Annotated in this window: 21 protein-coding genes; 6 read left to right on the top strand and 15 right to left on the bottom strand. The window is 39.3% G+C overall.

Annotation, left to right across the window (positions count from 1 at the left end):
- Nucleotides 1-8: 8 nt before the first annotated feature.
- Entirely contained in the window at nt 9-2,066 is a 2,058-nt protein-coding gene (locus NG743_RS15240) for a DNA phosphorothioation-associated putative methyltransferase (RefSeq protein WP_371316423.1), read from the bottom strand.
- A gap of 513 nt (nt 2,067-2,579) precedes the next feature.
- Here NG743_RS15240 and NG743_RS15235 point away from each other — a divergent pair.
- Nucleotides 2,580-2,798, top strand: coding sequence for a hypothetical protein (locus NG743_RS15235; protein ID WP_027403567.1), 219 nt, complete (start codon nt 2,580-2,582; stop codon nt 2,796-2,798).
- Between the two features lie 17 nt (nt 2,799-2,815).
- Here the strand turns inward: NG743_RS15235 and ribD are convergent, their stop codons facing one another.
- Both ribD and mreD read right to left on the bottom strand, forming a co-directional pair.
- On the bottom strand, nt 2,816-3,994 hold the full coding sequence (gene ribD, locus NG743_RS15230) for a bifunctional diaminohydroxyphosphoribosylaminopyrimidine deaminase/5-amino-6-(5-phosphoribosylamino)uracil reductase RibD (RefSeq protein ID WP_257120369.1): 1,179 nt from the start codon (nt 3,992-3,994) through the stop codon (nt 2,816-2,818).
- A 5-nt stretch (nt 3,995-3,999) separates the two neighbouring features.
- Nucleotides 4,000-4,617, bottom strand: a complete 618-nt coding sequence (gene mreD, locus NG743_RS15225) for a rod shape-determining protein MreD (protein WP_257120368.1) — start codon at nt 4,615-4,617, stop codon at nt 4,000-4,002.
- Between the two features lie 334 nt (nt 4,618-4,951).
- On the opposite strand from mreD, the gene NG743_RS15220 reads away from it, so the two are divergent.
- Nucleotides 4,952-5,677, top strand: a complete 726-nt coding sequence (locus tag NG743_RS15220; protein ID WP_257120367.1) for a hypothetical protein — start codon at nt 4,952-4,954, stop codon at nt 5,675-5,677.
- 443 nt (nt 5,678-6,120) lie between these two features.
- Here the strand turns inward: NG743_RS15220 and NG743_RS15215 are convergent, their stop codons facing one another.
- Together NG743_RS15215 and NG743_RS15210 are read right to left on the bottom strand one after the other, a co-directional pair.
- The gene (locus NG743_RS15215) at nt 6,121-7,260 is read right to left on the bottom strand and encodes a quinone-dependent dihydroorotate dehydrogenase (RefSeq protein ID WP_257120366.1); all 1,140 of its coding nucleotides are present in this window, start codon (nt 7,258-7,260) and stop codon (nt 6,121-6,123) included.
- 344 nt (nt 7,261-7,604) lie between these two features.
- On the bottom strand, nt 7,605-9,041 hold the full coding sequence (locus NG743_RS15210; RefSeq protein WP_257120365.1) for an RNA-guided endonuclease InsQ/TnpB family protein: 1,437 nt from the start codon (nt 9,039-9,041) through the stop codon (nt 7,605-7,607).
- Between the two features lie 130 nt (nt 9,042-9,171).
- Between NG743_RS15210 and tnpA the strand changes: the two genes are divergently transcribed.
- Complete coding sequence (gene tnpA / locus NG743_RS15205; RefSeq protein ID WP_257120364.1) at nt 9,172-9,576, top strand: IS200/IS605 family transposase; 405 nt, start codon at nt 9,172-9,174, stop codon at nt 9,574-9,576.
- Here the strand turns inward: tnpA and NG743_RS15200 are convergent.
- Complete coding sequence (locus NG743_RS15200; protein WP_257120363.1) at nt 9,554-10,321, bottom strand: class I SAM-dependent methyltransferase; 768 nt, start codon at nt 10,319-10,321, stop codon at nt 9,554-9,556. The two genes, tnpA and NG743_RS15200, sit on opposite strands and share 23 nt — an antisense overlap.
- Before the next feature lie 434 nt (nt 10,322-10,755).
- Between NG743_RS15200 and NG743_RS15195 the strand changes: the two genes are divergently transcribed.
- Nucleotides 10,756-10,917, top strand: a complete 162-nt coding sequence (locus NG743_RS15195) for a DUF2256 domain-containing protein (RefSeq protein WP_071992819.1) — start codon at nt 10,756-10,758, stop codon at nt 10,915-10,917.
- 52 nt (nt 10,918-10,969) lie between these two features.
- Entirely contained in the window at nt 10,970-11,917 is a 948-nt protein-coding gene (locus tag NG743_RS15190) for an isoaspartyl peptidase/L-asparaginase (protein WP_257120362.1), read from the top strand.
- On the opposite strand, the gene NG743_RS26920 is transcribed toward NG743_RS15190, so the two are convergent.
- Nucleotides 11,900-12,016, bottom strand: coding sequence for an alpha/beta hydrolase (locus tag NG743_RS26920; RefSeq protein ID WP_371316542.1), 117 nt, complete (start codon nt 12,014-12,016; stop codon nt 11,900-11,902). The two genes, NG743_RS15190 and NG743_RS26920, sit on opposite strands and share 18 nt — an antisense overlap.
- Nucleotides 12,017-12,090: 74 nt before the next feature.
- Here NG743_RS26920 and NG743_RS15180 point away from each other — a divergent pair, with 74 nt between their 5' ends.
- Nucleotides 12,091-13,533, top strand: a complete 1,443-nt coding sequence (locus tag NG743_RS15180) for a RecQ family ATP-dependent DNA helicase (protein WP_027403561.1) — start codon at nt 12,091-12,093, stop codon at nt 13,531-13,533.
- A gap of 408 nt (nt 13,534-13,941) precedes the next feature.
- Here the strand turns inward: NG743_RS15180 and NG743_RS15175 are convergent, their stop codons facing one another.
- The 8 genes from NG743_RS15175 to NG743_RS15140 all read right to left on the bottom strand — a co-directional run bounded on the left by NG743_RS15175 (nt 13,942) and on the right by NG743_RS15140 (nt 21,996).
- Nucleotides 13,942-14,427: a hypothetical protein gene (locus tag NG743_RS15175; RefSeq protein ID WP_257120360.1), complete on the bottom strand. Its 486-nt coding sequence runs from the start codon at nt 14,425-14,427 to the stop codon at nt 13,942-13,944.
- A gap of 84 nt (nt 14,428-14,511) precedes the next feature.
- Nucleotides 14,512-15,276, bottom strand: coding sequence for an energy-coupling factor ABC transporter ATP-binding protein (locus tag NG743_RS15170; protein ID WP_193963241.1), 765 nt, complete (start codon nt 15,274-15,276; stop codon nt 14,512-14,514).
- A gap of 10 nt (nt 15,277-15,286) precedes the next feature.
- Complete coding sequence (locus NG743_RS15165) at nt 15,287-15,946, bottom strand: energy-coupling factor transporter transmembrane component T family protein (RefSeq protein WP_027403558.1); 660 nt, start codon at nt 15,944-15,946, stop codon at nt 15,287-15,289.
- Nucleotides 15,939-16,862 (bottom strand): energy-coupling factor ABC transporter permease, encoded by a 924-nt coding sequence (locus NG743_RS15160; protein ID WP_027403557.1) that lies wholly within the window; start codon nt 16,860-16,862, stop codon nt 15,939-15,941. The genes NG743_RS15165 and NG743_RS15160 overlap by 8 nt, the downstream gene beginning before the upstream one ends.
- 997 nt (nt 16,863-17,859) lie before the next feature.
- A complete protein-coding gene (locus tag NG743_RS15155) occupies nt 17,860-19,026 on the bottom strand; it encodes a baeRF7 domain-containing protein (protein ID WP_027403556.1) in 1,167 nt (388 codons plus the stop codon).
- Nucleotides 19,027-19,340: 314 nt separating this feature from the next.
- Nucleotides 19,341-19,877 (bottom strand): shikimate kinase, encoded by a 537-nt coding sequence (locus tag NG743_RS15150; RefSeq protein ID WP_257120359.1) that lies wholly within the window; start codon nt 19,875-19,877, stop codon nt 19,341-19,343.
- A 52-nt stretch (nt 19,878-19,929) separates the two neighbouring features.
- Nucleotides 19,930-20,565 carry a LapA family protein gene (locus NG743_RS15145; protein WP_257120358.1) on the bottom strand — a complete coding sequence of 212 codons (636 nt, stop codon included), beginning with the start codon at nt 20,563-20,565 and terminating at the stop codon, nt 19,930-19,932.
- A 102-nt stretch (nt 20,566-20,667) separates the two neighbouring features.
- Nucleotides 20,668-21,996, bottom strand: a complete 1,329-nt coding sequence (locus tag NG743_RS15140; protein ID WP_257120357.1) for an RNA-guided endonuclease InsQ/TnpB family protein — start codon at nt 21,994-21,996, stop codon at nt 20,668-20,670.
- Nucleotides 21,997-22,528 lie beyond the last annotated feature (532 nt).

Genomic DNA, 22,528 nt, shown 5'->3' with positions numbered 1-22,528 from the left:
ATAACCATCTATTCCTCCTCTCTGCGCCTCTGCGTCTCTGCGTGAGCAAAATTCTTCCTTCTTTGTCGAGTTCTCAAAGCTGCTTTAAGTGCTTTCAACTTATAAGCATCTGCATCTTTAGCCCAAGCTAACCTATAACCATTGATAACAGTACAATTTTCCTTTAGACATTTTTCCCAACCAGAAACATGACTAATACTGTGCCAATTATCTAAAAGACCCCTATCTTCTTCTTGACAAGTTAGTTTAACTAATTTCTCATATTGGGGATAATCGGGAGTAACTAAAGCTTCTATTTGGTGTAAGATTGGTGGGTCATCTTCTTGATCATAGTCTTGATAAGTAACGTGCAAATCTCGCAAATCAATTGTCATGACTTTTGATAAAATGGGATGAGGGTTAATATCAAAATCAGGATAAAATAAATAAGATATCTTAGGCGTTTTTAGATGAAATTTAATCACATTAGCTGCTTCTAACCGTCCAATAGTGCGACTAGCACAACCTTCATAAAGACGTAATAAGGGGTCAACTGCTTGTAATGCAGAAATGTGAACCCAAAGGGAATTAGGTAATTTTTTCCCGACCTTGCTTTCCTGACAACGTTTAATAATTAGTTCTGTATTTCCCAGACTGTGTAACATTTGGTCAGCATCTAAACAGGCTTGTTTATAACTACTATATAAACCCAGGATGTCCTCTTGTACTGCTGGTGCTAATTGTCCTAATCGGGGACGACGGCTAAAATTACACAGTGCTAAATAAACCATTAAATCTTGACGGCGTTTGTCAGCGATCGCTTGCCATTCTTCCGAGTCAGTTGCCTGTATAATGATATTAAACGCCCGGCGTAAACTCCCAAATTCCTGAACAATTGCTGATTCTTGAGGTAATTCTCCCTTAATAGGCATTCTTCCCCGTTCCGTCAGAAAAGTCATCAGCGGTGTCAATAATTCCTGATGTTCCTCAAACCTTTTTACACAAAGACGGATTCTGGGAGTAGTCGCGCGGGAACGGAAGCGAGAAGCACGGAATAACTCAGCTTCAGCTTCATCTCGAAACACAAAATAAACCCCCAAAGCCACAGGAATTGCGTCAACGCCTAATACTTGGTCAATGTAAATTTTTAATTCTTCTTGTTCATAATATTTCTGAAATGTGTTGCGATTAGTGATGATGCCATCGCCATAAGCAATTACACCCCGCTTAATATCAGATATCAACACTTGGGCGGCTACCAGCAGGACTTTTTGAGTCAGTTCCCAAGCTTGGATTAGGGCTTCCCGGCGCTCGCTTTGGTGTTCAATGACATTAATCACAAAACCAATATTCACAATGTCCGCAGCTACTCTAGGCGTATGCGTAGAGTAATAGGGGTCCCAGCCACAACTTGTATAACCCTGTTCAGCAATACGGGTAACATCGCCACCATGTCCACAACCATAATCAAAAAAGGTGGTTTCTGGACTAAATAAGCTCAATTCCAAAGCTAACCGCACAGGACGAGATAAATCAGGGCGAATAATTGCGGCTTTGTGACGCTCTATTTTGGGAACTATATTTGTACTTATGGAACTGCTTTCCCGTTTAATTAAGCAATGTCCTTGCACTTCCACCCCAAAAACTTGTAACCGTTGTTCCCAACCCAACTTAGTGCCAATTCCTTTAGGATGATTAAGTAAACCTAAAGCAACTTGAGCGCGAGTTAAAGCTGCAAACTCTTCATAGAGGGGATATTCTGGAGTCACAAAAGTTTCTTTGCGGTGTAGAATGGGGGGATTTTCCGAATCGCTGTAATCCCGATAACCAACTTCTAGAGTTTCTAAGTCAACCTGAATACTAGCTTGTAAAGCCGGATGAGGATCAGTATCAAAATCAGGATAGAATAAATAGGAAATCTTGGGTTTGTTTGTACTAAACTTGACCAGAGTTGCCGACTGGACTTTAGGTAAGACACTAGTTCGACTTCGCTCACTACAAGTACGGGCGCGGCTTTCATATTCCTGAAGCCAAGGGTCAAGAGTATGTAAAGCTAAAATATGAATGTAAAAGGCATCAGGTAACATTTTGCCAACAGGATTGTTTTGGCAATATTGATTTATGCTATTTAGATCAATAGAGTGAAACGTTGAGAGGTTTTCCTCAACCGCATTCCTTATGTTATCAGGTTGAACCATTACTTTGTCATCTTGTAAAAATATAGATAACCTGGTTACATTCACTTTAGTACAAAAAATCTGAAATTGGAAGTTAATAAACTTTAAACCTGAAGTAACCCCCATTCAAACCCTTGTTTATCAAGGTATTGGAGAGTTCTAGAGTGCTTTGTTACCATTTTGATCAAAATTAGTAAAAAGAGGAAAACACAACAAAAAATAACTTTCACTCATCACAAATTGTAGTCCTAGTTAAGTTAAATTAAGTTAAGTTATATAACTTGACATTTCTTAATTTTCAGCAAAATATTTGGTCATTTATTGAATTTTTAATAATAGTTATATCTAGTTGTACATTTATGCAGTCAGTTAATATCATAATTGTGTAATCTAAAAAGAACTAATGATTAATATAGAGGTCTAATGACTCCAACTATCATGCGTCAATTTTGGTCTATCGTTGAAGCCACCCACACAGTAACACTCTTACAGCTTGATGATGCTAGTTTGGTGCAGTGGTTGGTTAAACAAATAACTAATCAAGCTTTTTTAGATCCTCATGAAATTGATTTTTTGTGTGATTACATCCAATCTCGGCTGAGTCTGATTCGTGATTTAGCTTATGAACGCCAACAGTCATAGTCAAGTGGCTGTGCTGTTTATTTAAGTTTCGATGGTAAATAACCTTCTACTAAGCAATCATTACCGACAATCCGCCAACTTACCCGCTCCAACGGTAATGCCTCAGTCATACTAGTTAAACCCAAGTCTCCCACAGGTGTAGGAGCATGATCTCCACCAATAATTTTGGGGGCGATAAATGCCATGATTTTTTGAACAGCGCCTTGAGCGATCGCACTAGCTGCTAAAATACCACCACATTCCCATAGCACGCTACAAAAACCGCGCTCATATAAATAACCCATGACTATTTCTGGAGTGAGGGAGCTAAATTCCACCACCTCCACGCCTTTTAACCGCAGCATTTTTTGAAAAGCTTGTGAACTGCCAACTTCCGTTACAACCAAAGTTGGAGCTTCCTGAGTATCCCATAGGCAAGCCTGTTCTGGTAAATTCAGACTACGACTCATCACAACTCGTAGAGGATTATGAGCAGCAACTTGATGGCTAGTCAAGTAAGGATTATCTTTTCTCACTGTATTCCCACCAACAATCACCGCGTCACAAGCCCCTCGCAATTGATACACCTCAGTGCGAGCATCTTGATTTGTTACCCAAGAACTATGACCAGCAGTAGTGGCAATTTTACCATCTAAAGTCATAGCATATTTCAAAATACCTAAAGGTCGTTGATAGAGAATGCGATGAATAAAACCTTCATTTAAACGCCGACAAGCCGCTTCCTCTACTCCAACTACAACTTCAATCCCCGCAGCCCTTAACCGTGCAATCCCGCTACCTGCTACCAAGGGATTAGGATCAACCATTCCTACCACCACCTTAGACACACCAGCATTGATTAATCCTTCTGAACAGGGAGGAGTCCGTCCATAGTGATTACAAGGCTCAAGACTCACATAAATAGTGCTTAAGTGCGCCCGTTCTCCCGCTGCTCTAAGGGCAAAAACCTCGGCGTGTGGTTCACCAGCACGAGGATGAAACCCTTCCCCCACAATCTCCCCATTTTGGACAACCACTGCCCCCACCAAGGGATTTGGTGAAGTGTGTCCCAACGCAATGCGAGCTAATTCTACGCACCGTAGCATCATCCGCGAATCAAAGTCATTACCTACTAATTCCGGGACTACAGGCTGTGCAAATTGATGGTTTTCAGGTAAGGATGTAGATGCTGGAGAGACTCCTGGAAAGTTATCCATTTGACTTAAGAATTACGAATTAATTTCATCTGCTGCCACCAGCGATTAAGAGGATAATAAACCACAGGCGCCCACAAACTACTAAGAATTGCCGAAGCTAAGGTTGCACGCTGGTAATATGTCCAAATACTGGCGGCATGACGATTTCCCTCCCAAGATAACTGGAAAGCAAAAATAGTGTCTGCCACCACAGCCATCACAAATACAATTAAAGCAATAGAAATAAAGTCTTCTTGAATAAACCGCTGTTTTTGCATTAGGGCTGTTAACATTCCCACGATTCCCAAACCCAAAGCATGAGTGGGATTTGGTGATGTCATTGCATCTTGCAATAGTCCTAAAATGATTCCTGACAGCAGACCAGAAAATACTGAGCGATTAACACTCCAAGCCACTACCCAAATCAGTAGCCAGTTAGGACCAATGCCTAATAATTCCATTCCAGGAAGACGAGTTGGCAACATTATTAAGCATAACATTACAGTTAAAAATATTACCATCCAATCCATAAATTGATGCCACCAAGGATGCCAAAGCGCTAATGGGGGAATCAAAAAATAGGATTTTCGTCTAGTTGAAGTTGATTTTTTATCTCTGTTACTTGTAAATCCAGGTATCTTCATCTTTTTATGATTAGTGATTGATTATTATATAGCAGGGAACAGGGAACAGAGTGGAAAGTCCGTTGGTATATGGTTTTTTAGGTAAATTCTGTATCTTATTCAAGTGCATACCGCTATGTCATCGCTTAATTTTAATCTTTCTCAACCTAATCTGACTACAGATTAATTTCTCAAAAGCTGGAAAAATATACTTATATAATTAGTTACTTTTTTATATATCAGTAGCTTTTGCCGAATAATTAGCGACAATTTTGCCAAAAGATACAAACAAATGTCCAAATTTTTGCCAAGATAGAGATATTATTTTGTAAAAATTCACTTGGCAAAAATCAGTATGAGTGAAAAAACCATAGAAAGCCCTGGCAAAAGTTTTCTCGTTCTAATTTTGCCGATATCGTTTTTGATTATTTTCTTGGTCAATACCTGGAAAGTTTTACTGGTAATTTTGGGGCTGTTAATGGTTTTCAACCTTTGGCAGCAATCTAGATGGGAAAAGTGGTGCAACCAAGTTAACCCACTCTTTTATGAATTGGTTGAGGAAAATCATGGCAAAATTACACCCACGGACTTGGCAATCAAGGGTAATTTTTCGGCAGAGGCGGCAAAACGCTATTTAGATGGCAAAGCTAAGGAATTTGGTGCTAGTGTACTAGATTCAGAAAATGAGGAGGATCAATCGTACTACTTTATTAATGCCAGTATTCTTGGTGATATTCTTGATAGTAGTGAATTGGTAGAAAAACTCCCCGATCAACCAGTTACTAAAATTGCCCGTTCGTTTTTAGCTCCACCTCCATCTATTTCCCTGGAGGGGGAAGCGCAATCTGAATCCTTATCTGTTCCTACCCATGAGGAAGTGAGAAAACCACTAGAAGAACAGTTAGTTTTTGGTTCGCTGATTCAATCTGAATTAGCTAAACGGCTAAATGTCTATTCCAGTACGGTTTACAAGCGACGCAATGACCCAGATTTTGCTGAGTGGTGTCGTAGCCGTGATCCTGATGGTATTGCTTGGTCTTATTCTCGTAGGTCTAAGGAGTTTTTCCCAATTCAGGAATAGGCAACAGGAAAAAGAATTTTTTTTAGCTTGGAGGGTGCTTGAAAATTCATGGTTGCTGGATTTTTACCCCACCCTAACCCTCCCCTTAGAGGTTATCGAATCACCATTATTCCTCAAATTACCCCTCCCTAACCCTCCCCTTGTAAAGGGGAGGGAACTAATTTCTTCGGTTTTCCCCCAAAGCATGGGAACTAATTTTTCCGGTTTCTCCCCAAAGCATCGGGGGGACTAGGGGGGTAAGTAATTGGACAAAAATATTTACAGTCATTGCGAGCGAAGGGAAGCAATCGCCAGGGTTGTGATTGCTTTATTTCACTTCGTTCCCTATGGCTAACGCCACGCTGCGCTAACGCAATGACATTGTATAATTAATTCTGTCTCACTACTTAACAATGTGATGAAAATTATGGGATACCACTTTTAAAACATCCTCTAAAATAGCATTACCTATTACCCATTCCTATCGCTTGACTGATGGATGTTAAGCCGTTTTCTTCTAGCTTGGTTAATAAACCTGCGAGGGTGCGGCGTACCATTATTGGTCCTTCATAAATCCAGCCTGTATAGGTTTGAATAAGACAAGCACCGGCTGTGATTTTTTCCCAAGCATCCTCGGCGGTAAATATGCCACCTACGCCAATGATGGGCATTTGTCCCTGGGTTTGTTGGTAAATAAAGCGAATTACTTCTGTGGAGCGATCGCTCACTGGTTTTCCACTAATTCCTCCCGCTTCTTCTTGGGGAGATTTGCCAGTTTTTTCAATGATTTGGGTTTTGAGTCCTTCCCGGCTAATCGTGGTGTTAGTGGCGATTAAACCAGCGATTTGGTAAGCTTGAGCCAGATTAATAATATCAACTATGGCATCCCATTCTAAATCGGGGGCTATCTTCACAAATATGGGTTTTTTCGCGGTGTTTTCCTGTTGTAATCCGTCCAATATTTGACTGAGCATGGCAGCATCCTGGAGCGATCGCAATCCCGGAGTATTAGGAGAGGAAACATTAACTACAAAATAATCACCCAAATCCTTGAGTAACCGAAAACTCTCTAGATAATCCTGGGCTGCTAATTCCAAAGGTGTGATCTTGGATTTACCTAAATTTATACCTATAGGTATGGGTATTGGATAATTCAAGTTCTCTTTCCCCTCCTTCAGTCTTGCAGCCATAGCGACAGCACCAGCATTATTAAAACCCATCCGGTTAAGTGCTGCTTGATCTAAAGGTAAACGAAACAACCGAGGGGGCGGATTTCCCGGTTGGGGGTGATAAGTAACAGTACCCAATTCAGCAAAACCAAAACCAAAATTATGCCAGATATTAGCGCCAACGCCGTCTTTGTCAAATCCAGCCGCCAAACCCAAAGGATTGGGAAATTTCATTCCCAGTACGGTTTGTTCTAATCGTGGATCATTGAGACACAGATATTGCTGAAGGAGGTTGTTCAACCAATTGGTATAAGGATAATAACTGGCTTTCGACAGCCAATTTAGACTACCGATGGTTTGTTTGTGCAACCACTCCGGTTCGGTTTTCACCAGAGTAAATAGGAAATGACCAACTAATGATTTATAAAGATCCAATTTATGTTACAAGTCAGTTAACGTAGAATTATATTCATATTATAGCTTTACGTGAATCTGAGAATTTTAAAAAATGTTTTGCTTCTTTCAATTCTGATTTCGTAGATGTAATTTATAAAACTGGTAATTTGCAAAAATCCCAACTGAGAAGATTTTTTTAAGTCTAAATTTTCCAGTTTAATTTCACTTTTTATAGCCGATTACTGCAAGATTACCAGCGGGAATAGAAACGGGTAAGTAGCCGATTTTTGTCTTCTTCAGAAAAGAAAGACAGAAGCGCTTGAGTTTTAAAGGAATTGACACTCCCCGGTCTAAAGAGGCGGGGATTCTTAATCGAATAATTGTCAAGACAACTGCTCGAATAATATCCGCTTTTCAGGTATTACCTTAGATGTACGGTTCTTGCCCTGATCCTGTTTGCCATTACTGGCAGAATCATCTCTGACAAGCGTAACTTTCCGAGAGTCCCCCGGTAGGTTTTTAATGTCTTTGCTGACAAATTTTAAATTAGCTCTTCGTAAAATTGTCCGAGAAGCTTGAGTATCAGCATGGTCAATATGACCACAATGTTCACAAATGAACTTTTCGCCATCTCTATTAGCTTTACTAATATGATGACAAGCCGAACATTCTTGAGAAGTAAATTTAGGATGAACGGATAATACTGGCTTACCAGACTTCAATGCCAGCCAAGCAATCTTAGAAAATAATTCGCCCCAACTGGCATCAGAAATAGAGCGATTTAATCCACGTTTTGCAGATTGACCATTAGCCATAAATCGTCCTTGCTGCCTTTTGGGTTTGCACCGGGACTTCATAGCCTTAACATTTAGATGCTCTTGGACAATTGCCTCAGCGGTGTTAACAACTTTATTAGCTGCTTTCCATTGATGATCATTTCGCTTATCTGCAATTTTTTTATGTAGCTTGGCAACTATTTTCCCAGCTTTTTTGCGATTGTTAGAACCCTTGACTTTACGATTAACTCGGCGCTGTCTAATTCTTAATTGACGGCGAATTTTCTTATTAGTTGCCAGATGAGGATTTTCAATAAACGAACCATCAGACAAAGAAATTAATTTATTAATTCCTACATCAATACCTACTGCCGACTTAACGGTTTCAATTCCTGTAACTTCAGGTAAAGATTCAGGCAAGTTGAGCAATACACTCATGTACCAGCCATCAGCTTCTTGAATTACTGTTACCGTTCTAATGTCAGCATCTACTGGAATAGTACGACTATCAAAATAGCGCATAGTCCCCAGTCCAGGAAAGTAGGCATGGGAATAGCATCTTGGCTGATTAGATTCACGATTAACGGTTAATTTTACTTGTCCTGGCTTGAATTGAAAAGTTTTAAAGTTAGCTGCTTTACGAAACGCAGGGAAACCCCTTTTGTGTTGAAAAAATCCGTTATAAGCAATATCTAATTTAGCTAAATTGCCTTGTAAAACATCTGAATTAATTCGGCTATACCATTCAGACTCAGAACGTAATTCAGTTGTTCTTTTACTTTGAATATCAGTCGCGTTACCCCAGATTAAACCATGCTTTTTGCTATTTTTTGTTAACTCAGCATACATGATGCCATGTTTAACAATAGGGCAGGTCAAAGGGCAATAAGAACCATATTCAATTCGACTATCTAAGTCTGAGAATGCACCATAATAGTACATCACGGACTCATCTGATTTCTGGTTATTAGTCTCAAAACCGCGCTGACGTTCTGCCAAGCAATAATTTCTGTGTTTCCGCAAAGTAACAAGCCACTCAGACATTAAGGCTTGTTGCCCAATATTCGGTTGTAGCTTGAATCTCCAGCGTATTTGCACAGGTTTATTTTGTTGATGTGATTGATGATATAACTATGTTAATCTCCAATTAAAAGGAAGTCAATAGCTAAAATCTATGAAAAAAAGTTCTTATGAATATCGGCATTATAATTACGCTGTCGGGTTGAGCGTGATTCATCTAGTCTGGATACCTAAACGCCGAAAGAAGGTACTTGTTGGGAAAATCAGAGATAGGATTTTTGAGATATTTTCGGCATTAGCTATTGAAAAAGACTGGAATATTCGTGCGTTAGAAGTTGCGCCAGATCATATTCATTTATTTGTAGAGATTCATCCAACCGATGCAATATTTCAGGTAGTTAAAGCATTTAAAGGACGCTCATCTAATTATCTAAGAAAAGAGTTTCCAGAATTAAAAAAGCTACCGTCACTTTGGACTAGTAGCTATTTCTTTTCAACTGCGGGGAGTGTTGCCGCCGACACAATAGAAAGATATATTAATGACCCGCATCATGGTTGAGAATATTGGCAGCGGTTAAAACCGCACGGGTAGGCTTTCCCCCGCGATCTAAAGAGACGCGGCTCCCAGCCTTCCCGCAATCCCCTTGTGGGAATAATTTTACCCAGTAATGTAAAGGATAACGATTAAAGATAACTTTAGTTGTTATCGTTGTAAAACCATTCGTTTTTAAAAGATATCTAGCACTTTTTTCCGAGAACAATTGTAAATGTTCAATATCAAAAATGGGAGATCTCATTCTCAAAATTTTAGCTGAGAGAGCGCGATGATTATGACAAATGAAAAAAACAGCCCCACCTTTTTTGACAAGAGTATAAGCATCTTGACACATTTGTTTAGGGTCATACAAATGTTCTAAAGTTTGAAAACAAGTAATAAGACTAAAAGTTCCCGCTTGGAAATCCTCAACCCTGAAAAGACCATTAATTAATGGTTGTATTTCCTCCTTAGCCGCTAGAATAGGTGCTTGGGAAGGTTCTACTCCAATAACAGAAGTAAACCCTGTACGCAGCAATTCCTCTAAAAATGCTCCATCCCCTGTGCCAATATCAATCGCACCATCTAAATTAGGAATATGTTGCATAATTTCGGGTAAAAAACTGGCATAAGTACGACTCGCATAATGGGCTTCTTCTGAACTATCAAAAGCAGCTTCATGATAGGCAGTTGCTAATTCACTTAATTCAGGAATTGGACTGGCATACAGTACATCACAAGTTGGACAAGATATCAGTCTGTAGTGCATATATTCGAGCAGTTTACGACAAGCAAAGGCAAAACTGTCTAATTGATTAAGATCAAAGTCAGCCTCAGCAAAGACTTTAGACTGATCCTTTAAACCGCAAACTGGACAAAGTCCAGAGAGGACAAGTTACCGCCAATATGCTTAACACCACTTTTAAAGTGCATTTTGAGCAATCGTTTTTTGGCTTTATTAATAAGCTCTTTTAGTGTTTTCATAATCAGCCGTTAAGGTAGTCCAGAAACCATACAAATTGGAAAGCTTCCATTACATCTGTTTTCCGCAAATTATCGGAGAATTTGGGAAAACCTATGTAATTAATTTTGCTTGGTTAATTGTAGACAGTACAAGGATTAAAAAATCCTTGTCATCCGTCTTTAGATGTATTTTTTGATAGATGATGTTTTTCGTGTTTATTGTTACGTTATTGTTACGTTATGCGTCCTACTTGTTCTAAATCTGATTTACCGGAAAAAATCTGTGTAGTATGTCAACGTCCCTTTACTTGGCGGAAAAAATGGCAAGATTGTTGGGATGAAGTGAAATATTGTTCAGAACGTTGCCGTCGTCGTCGTTCTCAGGCTAAAAATGAGAGCTAGACCAACCAATAAATATATGGGCGCAGGCCCTGCGCCCCTACGAAGAAAATAAATGATTTTACAAATGCAACCTAAATTAATTATTCATGGTGGTGCTGGTAGTTCTCTCCAAGGTAAGGGGGGATTAATAGCAGTCCGCAACTCTCTGTCTCAGATTGTTGCGGAAGTTTATGCTCTTTTGCTAACGGGTGCAAGTGCGACTGAGGCTGTAGTTCGGGGTTGTCAGATGTTGGAAGATGAACCCCGCTTTAATGCTGGTACTGGTTCTGTCCTCCAATCTGATGGACAAATCCGCATGAGTGCTTCCATTATGGATGGGACAGCGGGGCGGTTTAGTGGTGTAATTAATGTGTCACGAGTCAAGAATCCGATTGAAATGGCGGTGTTTTTACAAGATGCTGATGATCGGGTTTTGTCTGATTATGGTGCGGCTGAGTTGGCACGGGAGTTGCAAGTTCCTATTTACAATGGTCTAACTGATTTGCGGTTGAAAGAGTGGACTCTAGAACGCCAGGATAACTTTAAAAGAACCATGGCTGGGGTAGTGGCAGAACCAGAAATGGCAGAAAGTTCTGGTAGGGGGACTATTGGTGTTGTGGCTTTAGATGGCTATGGTAAATTAGCTGCTGGTACTTCTACTGGGGGCAAAGGCTTTGAACGCATTGGGCGAGTTAGTGATTCAGCTATGCCAGCGGGTAATTATGCGACTAGTCAGGCGGCTGTGAGTTGTACGGGGATTGGGGAAGATATTATTGATGAGTGTTTAGCTGCTAAGGTTGTGGTGCGTGTTACTGATGGAATGTCACTACAGGATGCTATGCAGCGATCATTTACAGAAGCAAAGAGGAATAATCGGGATTTTGGGGCGATCGCTCTTGATGCCACTGGTGCGATATCCTATGGTAAAACCTGTGAAGTATTACTAGCCGCCTACCATAATGGGGAAAACATTGGTGATACTTTGGAATGGAATGATCAAGAACTAATTGGTAATTGGTAATTGGTAATTGGTAATTGGTAATTGGTAATTGGTAATTGGTAATTGGTAATTGGTAATTGGTAATTGGTAATTGGTAATTGGTAATTGGTAATTGGTAATTGGGAAAAGTAAAGATAAATATTTCCTCTATTTTCTTTTCCCTTTATCGTTCTTTGTGCTTTTGTGGTAAAAACATGAATCTCCCAGTAACAGAATCTTGGCAAGATGTTCGCGCAGCATTAAAGGCAATTTGGGGATATGACGATTTTCGTCCTCCTCAAAAAGAAATTGTTAACTGTTTAATATCACAAAAAGATGCTCTAATTATTATGCCCACTGGTGGGGGAAAGTCAATTTGTTTTCAACTTCCCGCCCTCCTAAAAACAGGATTGACTTTAATAGTTTCTCCTTTGGTGGCACTAATGGAAAACCAAGTTGAGGAATTACGGCAACTATCACAAAAAGCAGCACTTTTACACAGTGAATTAACTGCATCTCAACGCAATGCAACCTTGCAAGCTTTGGAAAAACAGCAATTAAGATTATTGTATTTATCACCAGAAACATTACTCAGTCCAGCAGTATGGCAAAAGTTGTGTAATCCTCAACTGCAAATTAATGGTTTAATTCTGGATGAAGCCCATTGTTTAGTGCAGTGGGGTGATACTTTTCGTCCGGCTTATCGGCGTTTAGGGGCTGTGCGTGAAGCTTTGCTAAAATCAAAACCACCGGGAACAAAAATTAGTATAGCAGCCTTTACGGCAACGGCTGATCCTTTAGCCCAAAAGATTATTTCTACAGTTTTAAAATTAGACAAACCTGAGATTTTTCGGATTAATCCCTATCGAGAAAATTTAAATCCTATTGTCCGAATTGCTTGGACTCCTAAAGGGAGAAAACAACAATTATTAAAGTTTATTCAAAAACGACCAAATCAAGTTGGTTTAATTTATGTACGGACTCGAAGAGATAGTGAAAATTTAAGCCTGTGGTTAATAGAAAATGGTTATCAAACTGCTAGTTATCATGCAGGATTAAGTCCAGCAGAACGCCGCAATATTGAAGCTAGTTGGTTAGGTGGAAAAATCCCATTTGTTGTGTGTACTTGTGCTTTTGGGATGGGGATAAATAAATCAGATGTGCGCTGGGTGGTTCACTTTCATGCGCCACATTTATTATCTGAATATGTGCAAGAAATCGGCAGGGCGGGAAGAGATGGCAAACCTGCTGATGTTTTAACTTTGGTAAGTGAACCGACGGGATTTTTAGATGCTGAGGATAAGCAAAGACAGAAGTTTTTTGAGTCACAAATGAAATTGCAACAACAAAAAGCTCAACAATTAGCCAAACAATTACCACTCCAAGGAGAAATAAATACTGTAATTAAAGAATTTCCGAATAGTGCTGTGGCACTTTCTCTTCTGCATAGTAATGGACAGTTGGCATGGCTTGATCCTTTTCATTATTCTATGTCTTTGCAGTCAGGAAATCCAGAAAAAACACAATTACAAGCTGCTAAACAAATGAGTGAATATCTCACTAATAAAAAATGTCGTTGGCAGTTTTTACTAAATGCCTTTGGCTTTGAAACACCAACTGCTAATTGGCGTTGTGGACATTGTGATAATTGTGATTAAATCAAGAAACACAATCTGGAAAGCTAACTAGGGTTTGCTGACAGCGTAGCGTGGCGTTAGCCATATGGAACGAAGTGAAATGAAGCAATCGCAAGGGTTGTGATTGCTTCCCTTCGCTCGCAATGACTGTAAATATTTTTGTCCAATTACTTATAAGGTACATCTTAGCCCCCTCATCGCACCCCCCTAAATCCCCCCGCAGCGGGGGGAAGAAAAGGATAAGCTTTTGATACTGGAGGGGGTTGGGGGTGGGGTTCTTGTTCCGGGTTTGATGACAATTTGCTGTATAACTTCTTCTAAATCCTCCTGATAGCGTAGCGTGGCGTTAGCCATACTCCCGAATGGGCGCAGGACCTGCGCCCCTACCTTTTGATTAGCGCAGCGTGGCGTTAGCCATACTCGCAAACCTTACTTAGTTGATTCTGCTTGGCTACAATATTTATTTAATTGAACGCCTAGAGTATCTGATTCTTTACCGGCAGTTTTGGCGGCTGTTGTTAGTGCGGAATCAATTTCTTTTCTGGCTTTTTCAATTTTTGCTCTACCATCTGATGATGCTTCTGCTTTTTTAGCGTCCCCAAGTGCTTGAGAAGCTTTGGCTATGGCTTCACTAAGATGATCAAAGATTTTGATAAATTTGGTTTCAAATTCTTGCAGTTTGGGATCTTTTAAATTTAATTCCTGAATAGACTTAGTAACATTTTTTAAGTCTTTGGATAATTGCAAGCTGGTTGATACCTGCTGACCTTTTTTGATGTCAATCAGTGATGTACCTTGATTTACAACTGTAACTAATCGCTGACATTGGGAGCTTTTAGTCTCGCTGCAACTGGTAATTAACAAAGTAATGCTCAGGCTAACAGGAGCAATAACTGAATAACGGGAAAACAACATTAAAATCCCAAGACCGATAAAATCCCCTAAATATTAAGCCAATTGATTATTAATTCGCAATTACGAATTTCTGTGTTGAGCAGTTTACCAATCTACTGGCAACCCTAATTTATCTAAGGTTTTGCGATCTTGCAACAGTGTTTGAATGTCGCTGTCTATTTGGATTTTACCCGTAGATAGGACTAAAGCCCGTTGAGTTACTCTTCCTAGCCAATTGAGATCATGGGAAGCTATTAACATCACTTGTACGGGCAATTTTAATAATACGTGAGCTAAATGCCGTCGCCATGCTGGATCTAGTCCGTTGGTGGGTTCGTCTAAGATGAGAATGGCTGGATCTAGGGCTAAAATTGCTGCTAAGGCGGCTAAACGTCTTTGTCCTCCAGAAAGTTCATGGGCGGAACGGTGGGCGTAAGCTTCTAGTCCGAAGTCGGCTAATAGTTGATGGGCTTTATCTTTTGCAGCTATGGGTGAAACACCATAGTTAAGGGGTCCGAAAGTAACGTCTTCCAGGATTGTGGGCATAAATAATTGGTCGTTAGCATCTTGAAAGCTAAAACCAATTTGTTGGCGTATTTGAGGTAAGGTGGTTGGCAATAGGGGGATGCCGTTAATCCAGATTCTGCCACTTTGGGGATGTTTTAAGCCGATGAGGTTTTCTAATAAGGTGCTTTTTCCTGAGCCTGTAGCCCCCATTAAGGCGATGCGATCGCCTGTTTGTAAGCTAAAAGAAATTTCTTGTAATACGGGTTGCTGGCGCGAATAGGCATAGACCAGATTTTGGACTTCAACGACATTGGTATGCGGTTGAGACAGGGAAATTTGGGGATTAGAAGTTAAGGATGTCAAGATTCACGACTCAAATAACAATAAAGTAGGAACTTAGGGTTAAACAAGTAGCTGTCACCCCAGCTATTAACAAGATAAAACGTTCTTTCGATTTGAGGGGGGAATCTATTGGTAATTGTCCATTATATCCACGAGCTACCATAGCAGCATAAACTCTTTCCGCTCTGTCGAGGGTGCGAAGATACAACGCCCCAATCATGGAAGCACTGGCATAACGCAGCCATCCTGCTGCACCATTTAAACCACGTAATTGGGCGCTGCGCTGCATTTGCGTTACTTCTAAAAGTAATATTTCTAAGTATTGCGCGGCTAGGATCAGGTTTTCTTTTAATGGGGCAGGTATTGGTAAGCTTTTAAGGGCAATACCCAAACTGTGAGGGGGTAAGGTTAATAAAAAACTATTCATGGTAATTAAACAAATTAGGGAACGCACAAGTAAAAAACTGGCTTTTTCCCATCCCAAAGGCAAAGCCATCAATGATAGAAAAATTAATTCTGCACCAAGTAAACCGCTTAATTTACGAATGGGTACTTGTAATAGGCCAACCCATAAAAGGGCGATCGCCCCATATACTAGTAAATTAGACCAAGTATGATGTTTTAAAAACGCTGCGCCAATTACAATAATGAGGGATAATTGCAAGCGTAATGGCAAGGAAATTTTAAGCATTCTTAGGTTTCATGACTTTAGCAATTCCAAAAGCTACAGTGAAGCAAGCTGTAGAACCTACCAAACCGGCAATACTTGTGCCGATTTGCCCTAAACCTTTAATCTCATAGTCAGCCAAAGGTGTTGGTACTACCACTCTGACTTGTTCAGCTAAGTTGATAAAACCCAAGTTTTCTGCTACTTTTTCTAAACCATCTGGCCAAGCAGAAGCAAATAGAGACAACACACCCGAAATCAGCAAAATACTCACAACGGGAACTAACCAGCCTCTAACTTTATGTTCTTCACCTGGTAACAAATCTGGACGGGCTGTGGCTAGATAGGTTAATACACCCCCGGTAATTAATCCTTCTCCAATACCAATCAAAATATGTACACCCGTCATGGTGGGTAAAACTATGCTCGCTGGTGCTGTTCCAGAAAGGGCTAATTCAATGGCACAAGCTAAGGCGGCGACAACTACGCTAACTGCGGCGGCTATGCCGGCTGCTAGGGGTAAACGCCTTTGAGAACCGCCCAATAATCGTTGTAAGGTTTGGGTTAATCCCCACGCTACCCACACGCCGACTATCCCCATATTAAAAATATTTGCACCTAAAGCGGTGATGCCACCATCGGCAAATAGCACGGCTTGAATAATTAAAACTGTAGCAATACATAACATTCCCGCCCAAGGACTACCTAAAATAATGGCGGCTAAAGCCCCTCCTAATAAGTGTCCGCTAGTCCCCCCCGCTACAGGAAAATTAATCATTTGGGCGGCGAAAATAAAGGCTGTGGTTAAGCCGAGAATGGGGGCGCGACGAATGCCAAAAGCTGTTTGCGATCGCTCAAAAGCTACAAATAAGGCGGCTGTACTGGCTAAACTGGTGGCTGCGGCTACTGGTACAGAAACAAATCCGTCGGGTATGTGCATGAAAATTCCTATTTCTTTTATGTGGTTTTTTGCAGTGCTAAAGGCAATATAACGACTAACAAAATTAATAGCAAACTAAAATTTATCTGTTCTGACAATAGCCTATTGGTAGATATTTTGGGATTTTATTTAGGATAATTTTTCAATAAAAAATACGTCAAATTATATATTTATTTTTTGAATTGTTAACATTTATAAATCTTTATGACATATTTTCATAATTGTTCATGATTATGAATTTATTAATTTTCTGGAGGATGCCAACCAGCAAGTACCCAATAACTGCGAACTTCTAAAACATCTGCATCATCACTTAAATGCAAAGCTTTAACAGTAGCTCTCTCAGTTGGTGTTTTACCCACAATTTGTAATCCATCTTTTGTCCAGGAAAAATGCTCAGACCAAATTTGAGTACGCGGGTTAAATAATTTAATTATTTCACCTGTTTCTGAATCAATATTTGTTATTTTATCGCTTTTATAAACAAATCAACTTTGTTTAGCAGGTTATAATATTGAACAGGAGGTGATATCAAAATGGCAAAACTAGAAGAATATCGGCAATATATTCAGAACTTACTGAAACAACACGCTAGTATGGTTTGGGATAAACGCAGGGGCATTGGTGTCAACTTAACGTAAAACCCTTAATAAATAAGGAGGAGGACAAGGTAACCGTTCACGGGGGGTACAAAAAACGCTCTATATGAGATTCCACGAAAACAGCATGAAAAACGTTATAGATTTGATTTTTTTAGGTCATTTGAAATTCGCAAAATCTCTATATCGGTTTGCAAATCGTTTTCCAGCCAATTTAAGAACCATTCGTTAATATGTCAAGTTGCCTGAAAAACCCAACAGACAAAGCTTTCAGGTTTTTTAATAAATTCTCACCCCCTGTGAACGGTTACAATTTCATTTTCTATAGCAATCCTAAATTATTTATATACAACAATACCCCCGACTTCTCTAAGAAGTCGGGGATCTGACGCTTAAAATTAATATCGGCAAATAGCCGCCACTTTGACTCCACTAGGCATTGCTTCTGGCTCTAGACTATATACTTTACCACCATTTAACATGGTGTGAATCACGGCAAAATCTAACATATCTTCATCGTCTGGTGCCGGTTCTGGATGTAACTCAACTGTAGCAGTTGGTAAATCAAATTTACCCCATATATATTCTTTTTCAGGCACAAATAAAGTATCAACTCTTTGATAATATGCAGCGGGGACAATTGTTTTGATATCATTGGCAATTTTGTTACTTTCTTCCCCAGCAAGTTGCAGATAAACAGCCATTAGATCTTCATATTCTTGTTGAAATAAAGGGGCAACAATTTCCCAAGCTGCCTGATTTAATTCTTGGTTTTTGAGAAGTTCTACATTGCCAGTAATACCTGTTTCTATTAAATATTGATAAGTATTAGCCTGTCGGTAAATTGGTAACAAATACTCCACACCCGCTAATATTAAAGGTGATTTTTTACCTCGTAATTTTTCATGTAATGCACTATCAACAGCATAACAAAATTGTAAAATGTCTTCTTCATGTTTCTCTCGATCTGGACTACCTTGTCCATGGACAGAACCAGGCTGTTGAGCGGCGGAAGTCGCACCTCTAGCTATACCAACTCTATGCTGTACACCTTTTTGAAATTCATCTTCTAAAAGAGTTTCTTCCAAATTACGAGGCATATTTTCTACTTCTACCTCATGGAGTTGATAGCGCGTTCCTGAGTAAAACTGAACATTCTTTTGACTTAAAGCCAAAATGTAGAATTGTCCATCATTATTAATCAAATTTAGTAAGGGTTTAATGTGGAAATTTTTGCCCACAACCACTAATTTGGGAAAGGAAATAGGTAAACAATAGTAACGAAATAGATTTGGGGAAATAAAAATTACTAATCCCTGATTTTGAATTTCCCAAAAATCAGTATTGTCTAATTCCATTGCTGGCTTGAGCAAATTTATAGTTTCAGCATGGCGTAATCCTATGTCATCTAAGCGATTTTCAGCTTCTCGAATTAAATTTTTAAACCGAATTGGATTTTGTCGCGTTTCTCCGCCTAGTTTTTCCATAGGTAGATACAGAGAAACGCATGGATACTCAGGATTTTGGACTAAATTTTTGAGTTCATCAAGAGAAAATATAGCCATAGATTTCATCCCCGTTGAGGATAATGATAGAATCTAGATTCAATTCAACTCCTGATGTGAGAATTCTGCATCTTTCTTTTGACAAAAAATTACCTGCTTTCTATTCCTTCTTATAGATAGAATAAAAAACTTTGCGCCTTTCCGCCTGGCGTGAGACTTGTTTATCTGTTCATTAAGCAACACCACCCTCAAAGAAAGAATTAAGTAGGTTGGCGTGGAAAATTGTCATTATGGCAAGGCAAAAGGCAAGAGGAAAGAGGGTTTGGGCGATTTTACGTTTCTTTACACAGTTTGGTTTTATTGTGTTCACCTACTTATTGCTGTTTGAGAATACTGGGAATTGTGGCTAGGATGCGTGTGGCAATTTCTTCTGGTGTTTCGGTCGCGCTAATAGTAATATGTAAATCAGCTTGGGAGTACATTGGCTGACGTTGTTCCAAAAGCGATCGCAATTTACTTTCCATATCAGCATCTTGTAAAAGTGGTCTGGTATTGTCTGCCGCCAATCGCTGTAAGATTATTTGTATTGGTGCATCTAACCAAATTATCAAACCATGATGGAGGTAACTCCAATTCCGTTGCTGCATGATAACACCCCCACCAGTAGCTACAACCAATTTAGTATAGGCACAAACTTGAGCTAAGACATCACCCTCCAACTTACGAAACTCTGGTTCACCATTTTCGGTAAATATTTCGTTGATAGATTTACCCGCGGCTTTGACTATCACTTCGTCTGTATCTACAAATCTATAACCAATTTCCGCCGCTATTAGTTTTCCTACTGTTGTTTTACCAACACCCATCATGCCAATTAAGTAGAGGTTAACTCCTTTTAAGATATCAATCATCAGTATTTTTCTCCTGTAAAATTAAAATTACTATTTATGATTTAAGCTGAGATTAGCTTTTTTTGGGTTTATTTTCGTCATCATCCTCAAAATCATCATCTTCAAAAAAATCCCAGTCATCATCATCCGTTACCTGATTTTTTCCTGATTCTTGATAAGGAGGAATAATGACCCGATAATCAGCATCATAAACTGATTCAGTTTTACCTACAGCAGTATTTTTAGGTGATTGAGAACTATAGGAATAAACAGAACTGGCGCGGGAATTAGAAGTTTGTGGACTTGTAGAAGTTGCTTGTGCTGATTCTGAAGTTTCGCTATCATCCCAATCATCTTGATTCCGATTTGTGTCCCAATCATCAAATTCATCATCAGCTTGACTAACAGTCGGTGGCGGACTTTTAGGAGGAGGCGTATTTTCTCTGACACGGGGTGAAGTCGGAATTGATTTAGGGATAGATGGTTGTGCTTGTAAATTTAAATCAGTTGCAAATTTTAATAATTTAATAATTATTAAAGATGTAAAAATACCAGCAGTTATGCTCAATAAAATCCACAATGCTAATGGTAATGCTTGAGTTCGCATTCCCAAAAACATTAATGGAAGTGAGGACGACAAATTTTGAACTAATATTATTATTAGTCCCACTATTGCCGTCACCAAGATAATTAAGCGAATTACAGCCATAACGAATTCAAAATTGCAGCAAAATTTGAGAATACACCAGGGGAAAACAGATGAAAATAGCTATTGCCACAAACGAGCAAAATAGAAATGAACTACCCCATCTTACTTCGTTGAAGATGGGGTTTCTACATCCCCATCAGTAAGTTGAGATTTTTGACGTTTCACAGGACCTAGTTGCTTCATACTTCCAGCATTCTTGCGTTTGCTAGTGTTTGAAGTAGAGCTAGAATCATCTACGTCTAAGAGGCTAGTTCCTAACCCCTGTAGATTATTTGAGTGCCAAAGTAGCATGACTTCTGCGGCGGCGATATCGCGTTGTTGGGTGTACCCGCAGTTATGGCAAACATGAGTTCTTTCGGCTAAGGTTTTTTTCTCTTGATGTCCACATTTTGGGCAGGTTTGAGATGGTTTCACTTTGCGAGTAGGTACTTCTACAAACAAGCCACCAATATCTGATAATTTCGCTTTTAGAGCGGACTTTATCATCCCCATTCCTACATCAAGAATTGATTTATTCAACCCAGCTTTTTGCTTTTTACGTTTACCTTTTTTGGCTTTGGCACTCATGTTTTTGACTTCTAATTTTTCAGTAACTACCGTGCTATTACCGCTGATTATTCGTGTAGTTTCCTGGTGAACAAAGTTTTGTCTTTGGTTAGCAACTTTTCTCGAAAGTTTACTAACTAATTTCTGAACTTTTTTCCACCTTCTAGAAGCCTTGACTTTTTTCTTGAAATTGGGAGCGCGTTTTCTGCGTTTAGCTTTTCCTAATTGTTTATTTTTTTGTTCGGCGTTTCTGAAAAACCGAGGTGCAGGGACTAAACCATTTTCTTCACCGTTTGTCCAAGCAATTGCATCGTTGCAACCTAAGTCAATTGCAATAATCCTATTATCAGTTTTGCGGCTATTTTTTAACAAAGTATCATCAATTTCTAAGACGATGGAAGTGTACCATTTCCCATTACGGTTAACGATATCTAAAGCCTTGGGATGTCCCCAAAGCCTAGCTTTACCCCGCATTTGAATCTGACCAATTTTTGCTAATTCTAAATAACCGTTGTCTCCTGTACTGTGGACTTTCCAGCCCGTAAAAGATGGGTAAGTCCAACCAGAGTAATGACGAATTGACTTGAATTTAGGATACAATGCTAGTCCCTTGAAAAATCTTTGAAAAGCAAAATCAACCCGCTTTAAGGTAGCTTGTAACGCTTGGGAATTAATTACTTTATATTCTATCCATACTTCCTTGAAGTCCGGTAAACAATTCTGCTGCTCGAAGTAAGAAACAGATTTACCAAACTTCTTGTATGAAGTAATGCGGTTGGATACAGCAGCATTGTACAAATCTTTATGAAGTTTGCGGTGGTAGTGCAACATTTCATTGACTTGCTTATTAGGATATAGTCTGAAAGTCGCTCTACGTAACGCCATTGATAATTACCTCTCATTCACTTTCTTCACTTATGCTATACTAGCATTGTAAATTCGCCGAAAACCTAATATTTTGTCAAAAACTCAACTGTCCTCAAAATTCTTTTACTTGCAGTAAAAAACATTTTTTGAACGTTTCGTTTTTGACTTGCTTACATCCCCACCCTATGAGTACATTGAGGGTGGGGAATTACGCAAAATAGTTAAAAATTTAGTCTTTCCATTTTTAATTGTTAATTTTTGAGGCTCTTGAGTACATAATATGCAAAATCTGAACAAAGAAATCTCATAAAGCTTGCTGTGTAGAAGAAATAAGCCATATTTTTGAATATTATGGCAAAATTTTTTCTCTTTGCCCTGTTCCCAGTCAAGAGTTCCCAGTTAAGAGTTCCCTAAGTAGTGAGACAGAATTAATTACACAATGTCATTGAGTTAGCGCAGCGTGGCGTTAGCCATATGGAACGAAGTGAAATGAAGCAATTCCAAGGGTTGTGATTGCTTCCCTTCCCTCGCAATGACTGTAAATATTTTT

Origin of the sequence: Dolichospermum heterosporum TAC447, from assembly GCF_024584745.1 — a bacterium.
Classification (GTDB): domain Bacteria; phylum Cyanobacteriota; class Cyanobacteriia; order Cyanobacteriales; family Nostocaceae; genus Dolichospermum; species Dolichospermum heterosporum.
This window is presented reverse-complemented; position numbering and strand designations above follow the sequence as displayed.

What these genes read in the sequence shown, in the direction of transcription:
- NG743_RS15140 (WP_257120357.1), bottom strand. Translation starts at nt 21,996, where the DNA reads ATGGCGTTACGTAGAGCGACTTTCAGACTATATCCTAATAAGCAAGTC.
- NG743_RS15210 (WP_257120365.1), bottom strand. Translation starts at nt 9,041, where the DNA reads ATGTCTGAGTGGCTTGTTACTTTGCGGAAACACAGAAATTATTGCTTG.
- NG743_RS15190 (WP_257120362.1), top strand. Translation starts at nt 10,970, where the DNA reads ATGATTTTACAAATGCAACCTAAATTAATTATTCATGGTGGTGCTGGT.
- NG743_RS15240 (WP_371316423.1), bottom strand. Translation starts at nt 2,066, where the DNA reads ATGTTACCTGATGCCTTTTACATTCATATTTTAGCTTTACATACTCTT.
- tnpA (WP_257120364.1), top strand. Translation starts at nt 9,172, where the DNA reads ATGAAAAAAAGTTCTTATGAATATCGGCATTATAATTACGCTGTCGGG.
- NG743_RS15235 (WP_027403567.1), top strand. Translation starts at nt 2,580, where the DNA reads ATGACTCCAACTATCATGCGTCAATTTTGGTCTATCGTTGAAGCCACC.
- NG743_RS15180 (WP_027403561.1), top strand. Translation starts at nt 12,091, where the DNA reads ATGAATCTCCCAGTAACAGAATCTTGGCAAGATGTTCGCGCAGCATTA.
- NG743_RS15145 (WP_257120358.1), bottom strand. Translation starts at nt 20,565, where the DNA reads ATGGCTGTAATTCGCTTAATTATCTTGGTGACGGCAATAGTGGGACTA.
- NG743_RS15155 (WP_027403556.1), bottom strand. Translation starts at nt 19,026, where the DNA reads ATGGCTATATTTTCTCTTGATGAACTCAAAAATTTAGTCCAAAATCCT.
- NG743_RS15165 (WP_027403558.1), bottom strand. Translation starts at nt 15,946, where the DNA reads ATGCTTAAAATTTCCTTGCCATTACGCTTGCAATTATCCCTCATTATT.
- ribD (WP_257120369.1), bottom strand. Translation starts at nt 3,994, where the DNA reads ATGGATAACTTTCCAGGAGTCTCTCCAGCATCTACATCCTTACCTGAA.
- NG743_RS15200 (WP_257120363.1), bottom strand. Translation starts at nt 10,321, where the DNA reads ATGCACTACAGACTGATATCTTGTCCAACTTGTGATGTACTGTATGCC.
- NG743_RS15160 (WP_027403557.1), bottom strand. Translation starts at nt 16,862, where the DNA reads ATGCACATACCCGACGGATTTGTTTCTGTACCAGTAGCCGCAGCCACC.
- NG743_RS15195 (WP_071992819.1), top strand. Translation starts at nt 10,756, where the DNA reads ATGCGTCCTACTTGTTCTAAATCTGATTTACCGGAAAAAATCTGTGTA.
- NG743_RS15220 (WP_257120367.1), top strand. Translation starts at nt 4,952, where the DNA reads ATGAGTGAAAAAACCATAGAAAGCCCTGGCAAAAGTTTTCTCGTTCTA.
- NG743_RS15175 (WP_257120360.1), bottom strand. Translation starts at nt 14,427, where the DNA reads ATGTTGTTTTCCCGTTATTCAGTTATTGCTCCTGTTAGCCTGAGCATT.
- mreD (WP_257120368.1), bottom strand. Translation starts at nt 4,617, where the DNA reads ATGAAGATACCTGGATTTACAAGTAACAGAGATAAAAAATCAACTTCA.
- NG743_RS15150 (WP_257120359.1), bottom strand. Translation starts at nt 19,877, where the DNA reads ATGATTGATATCTTAAAAGGAGTTAACCTCTACTTAATTGGCATGATG.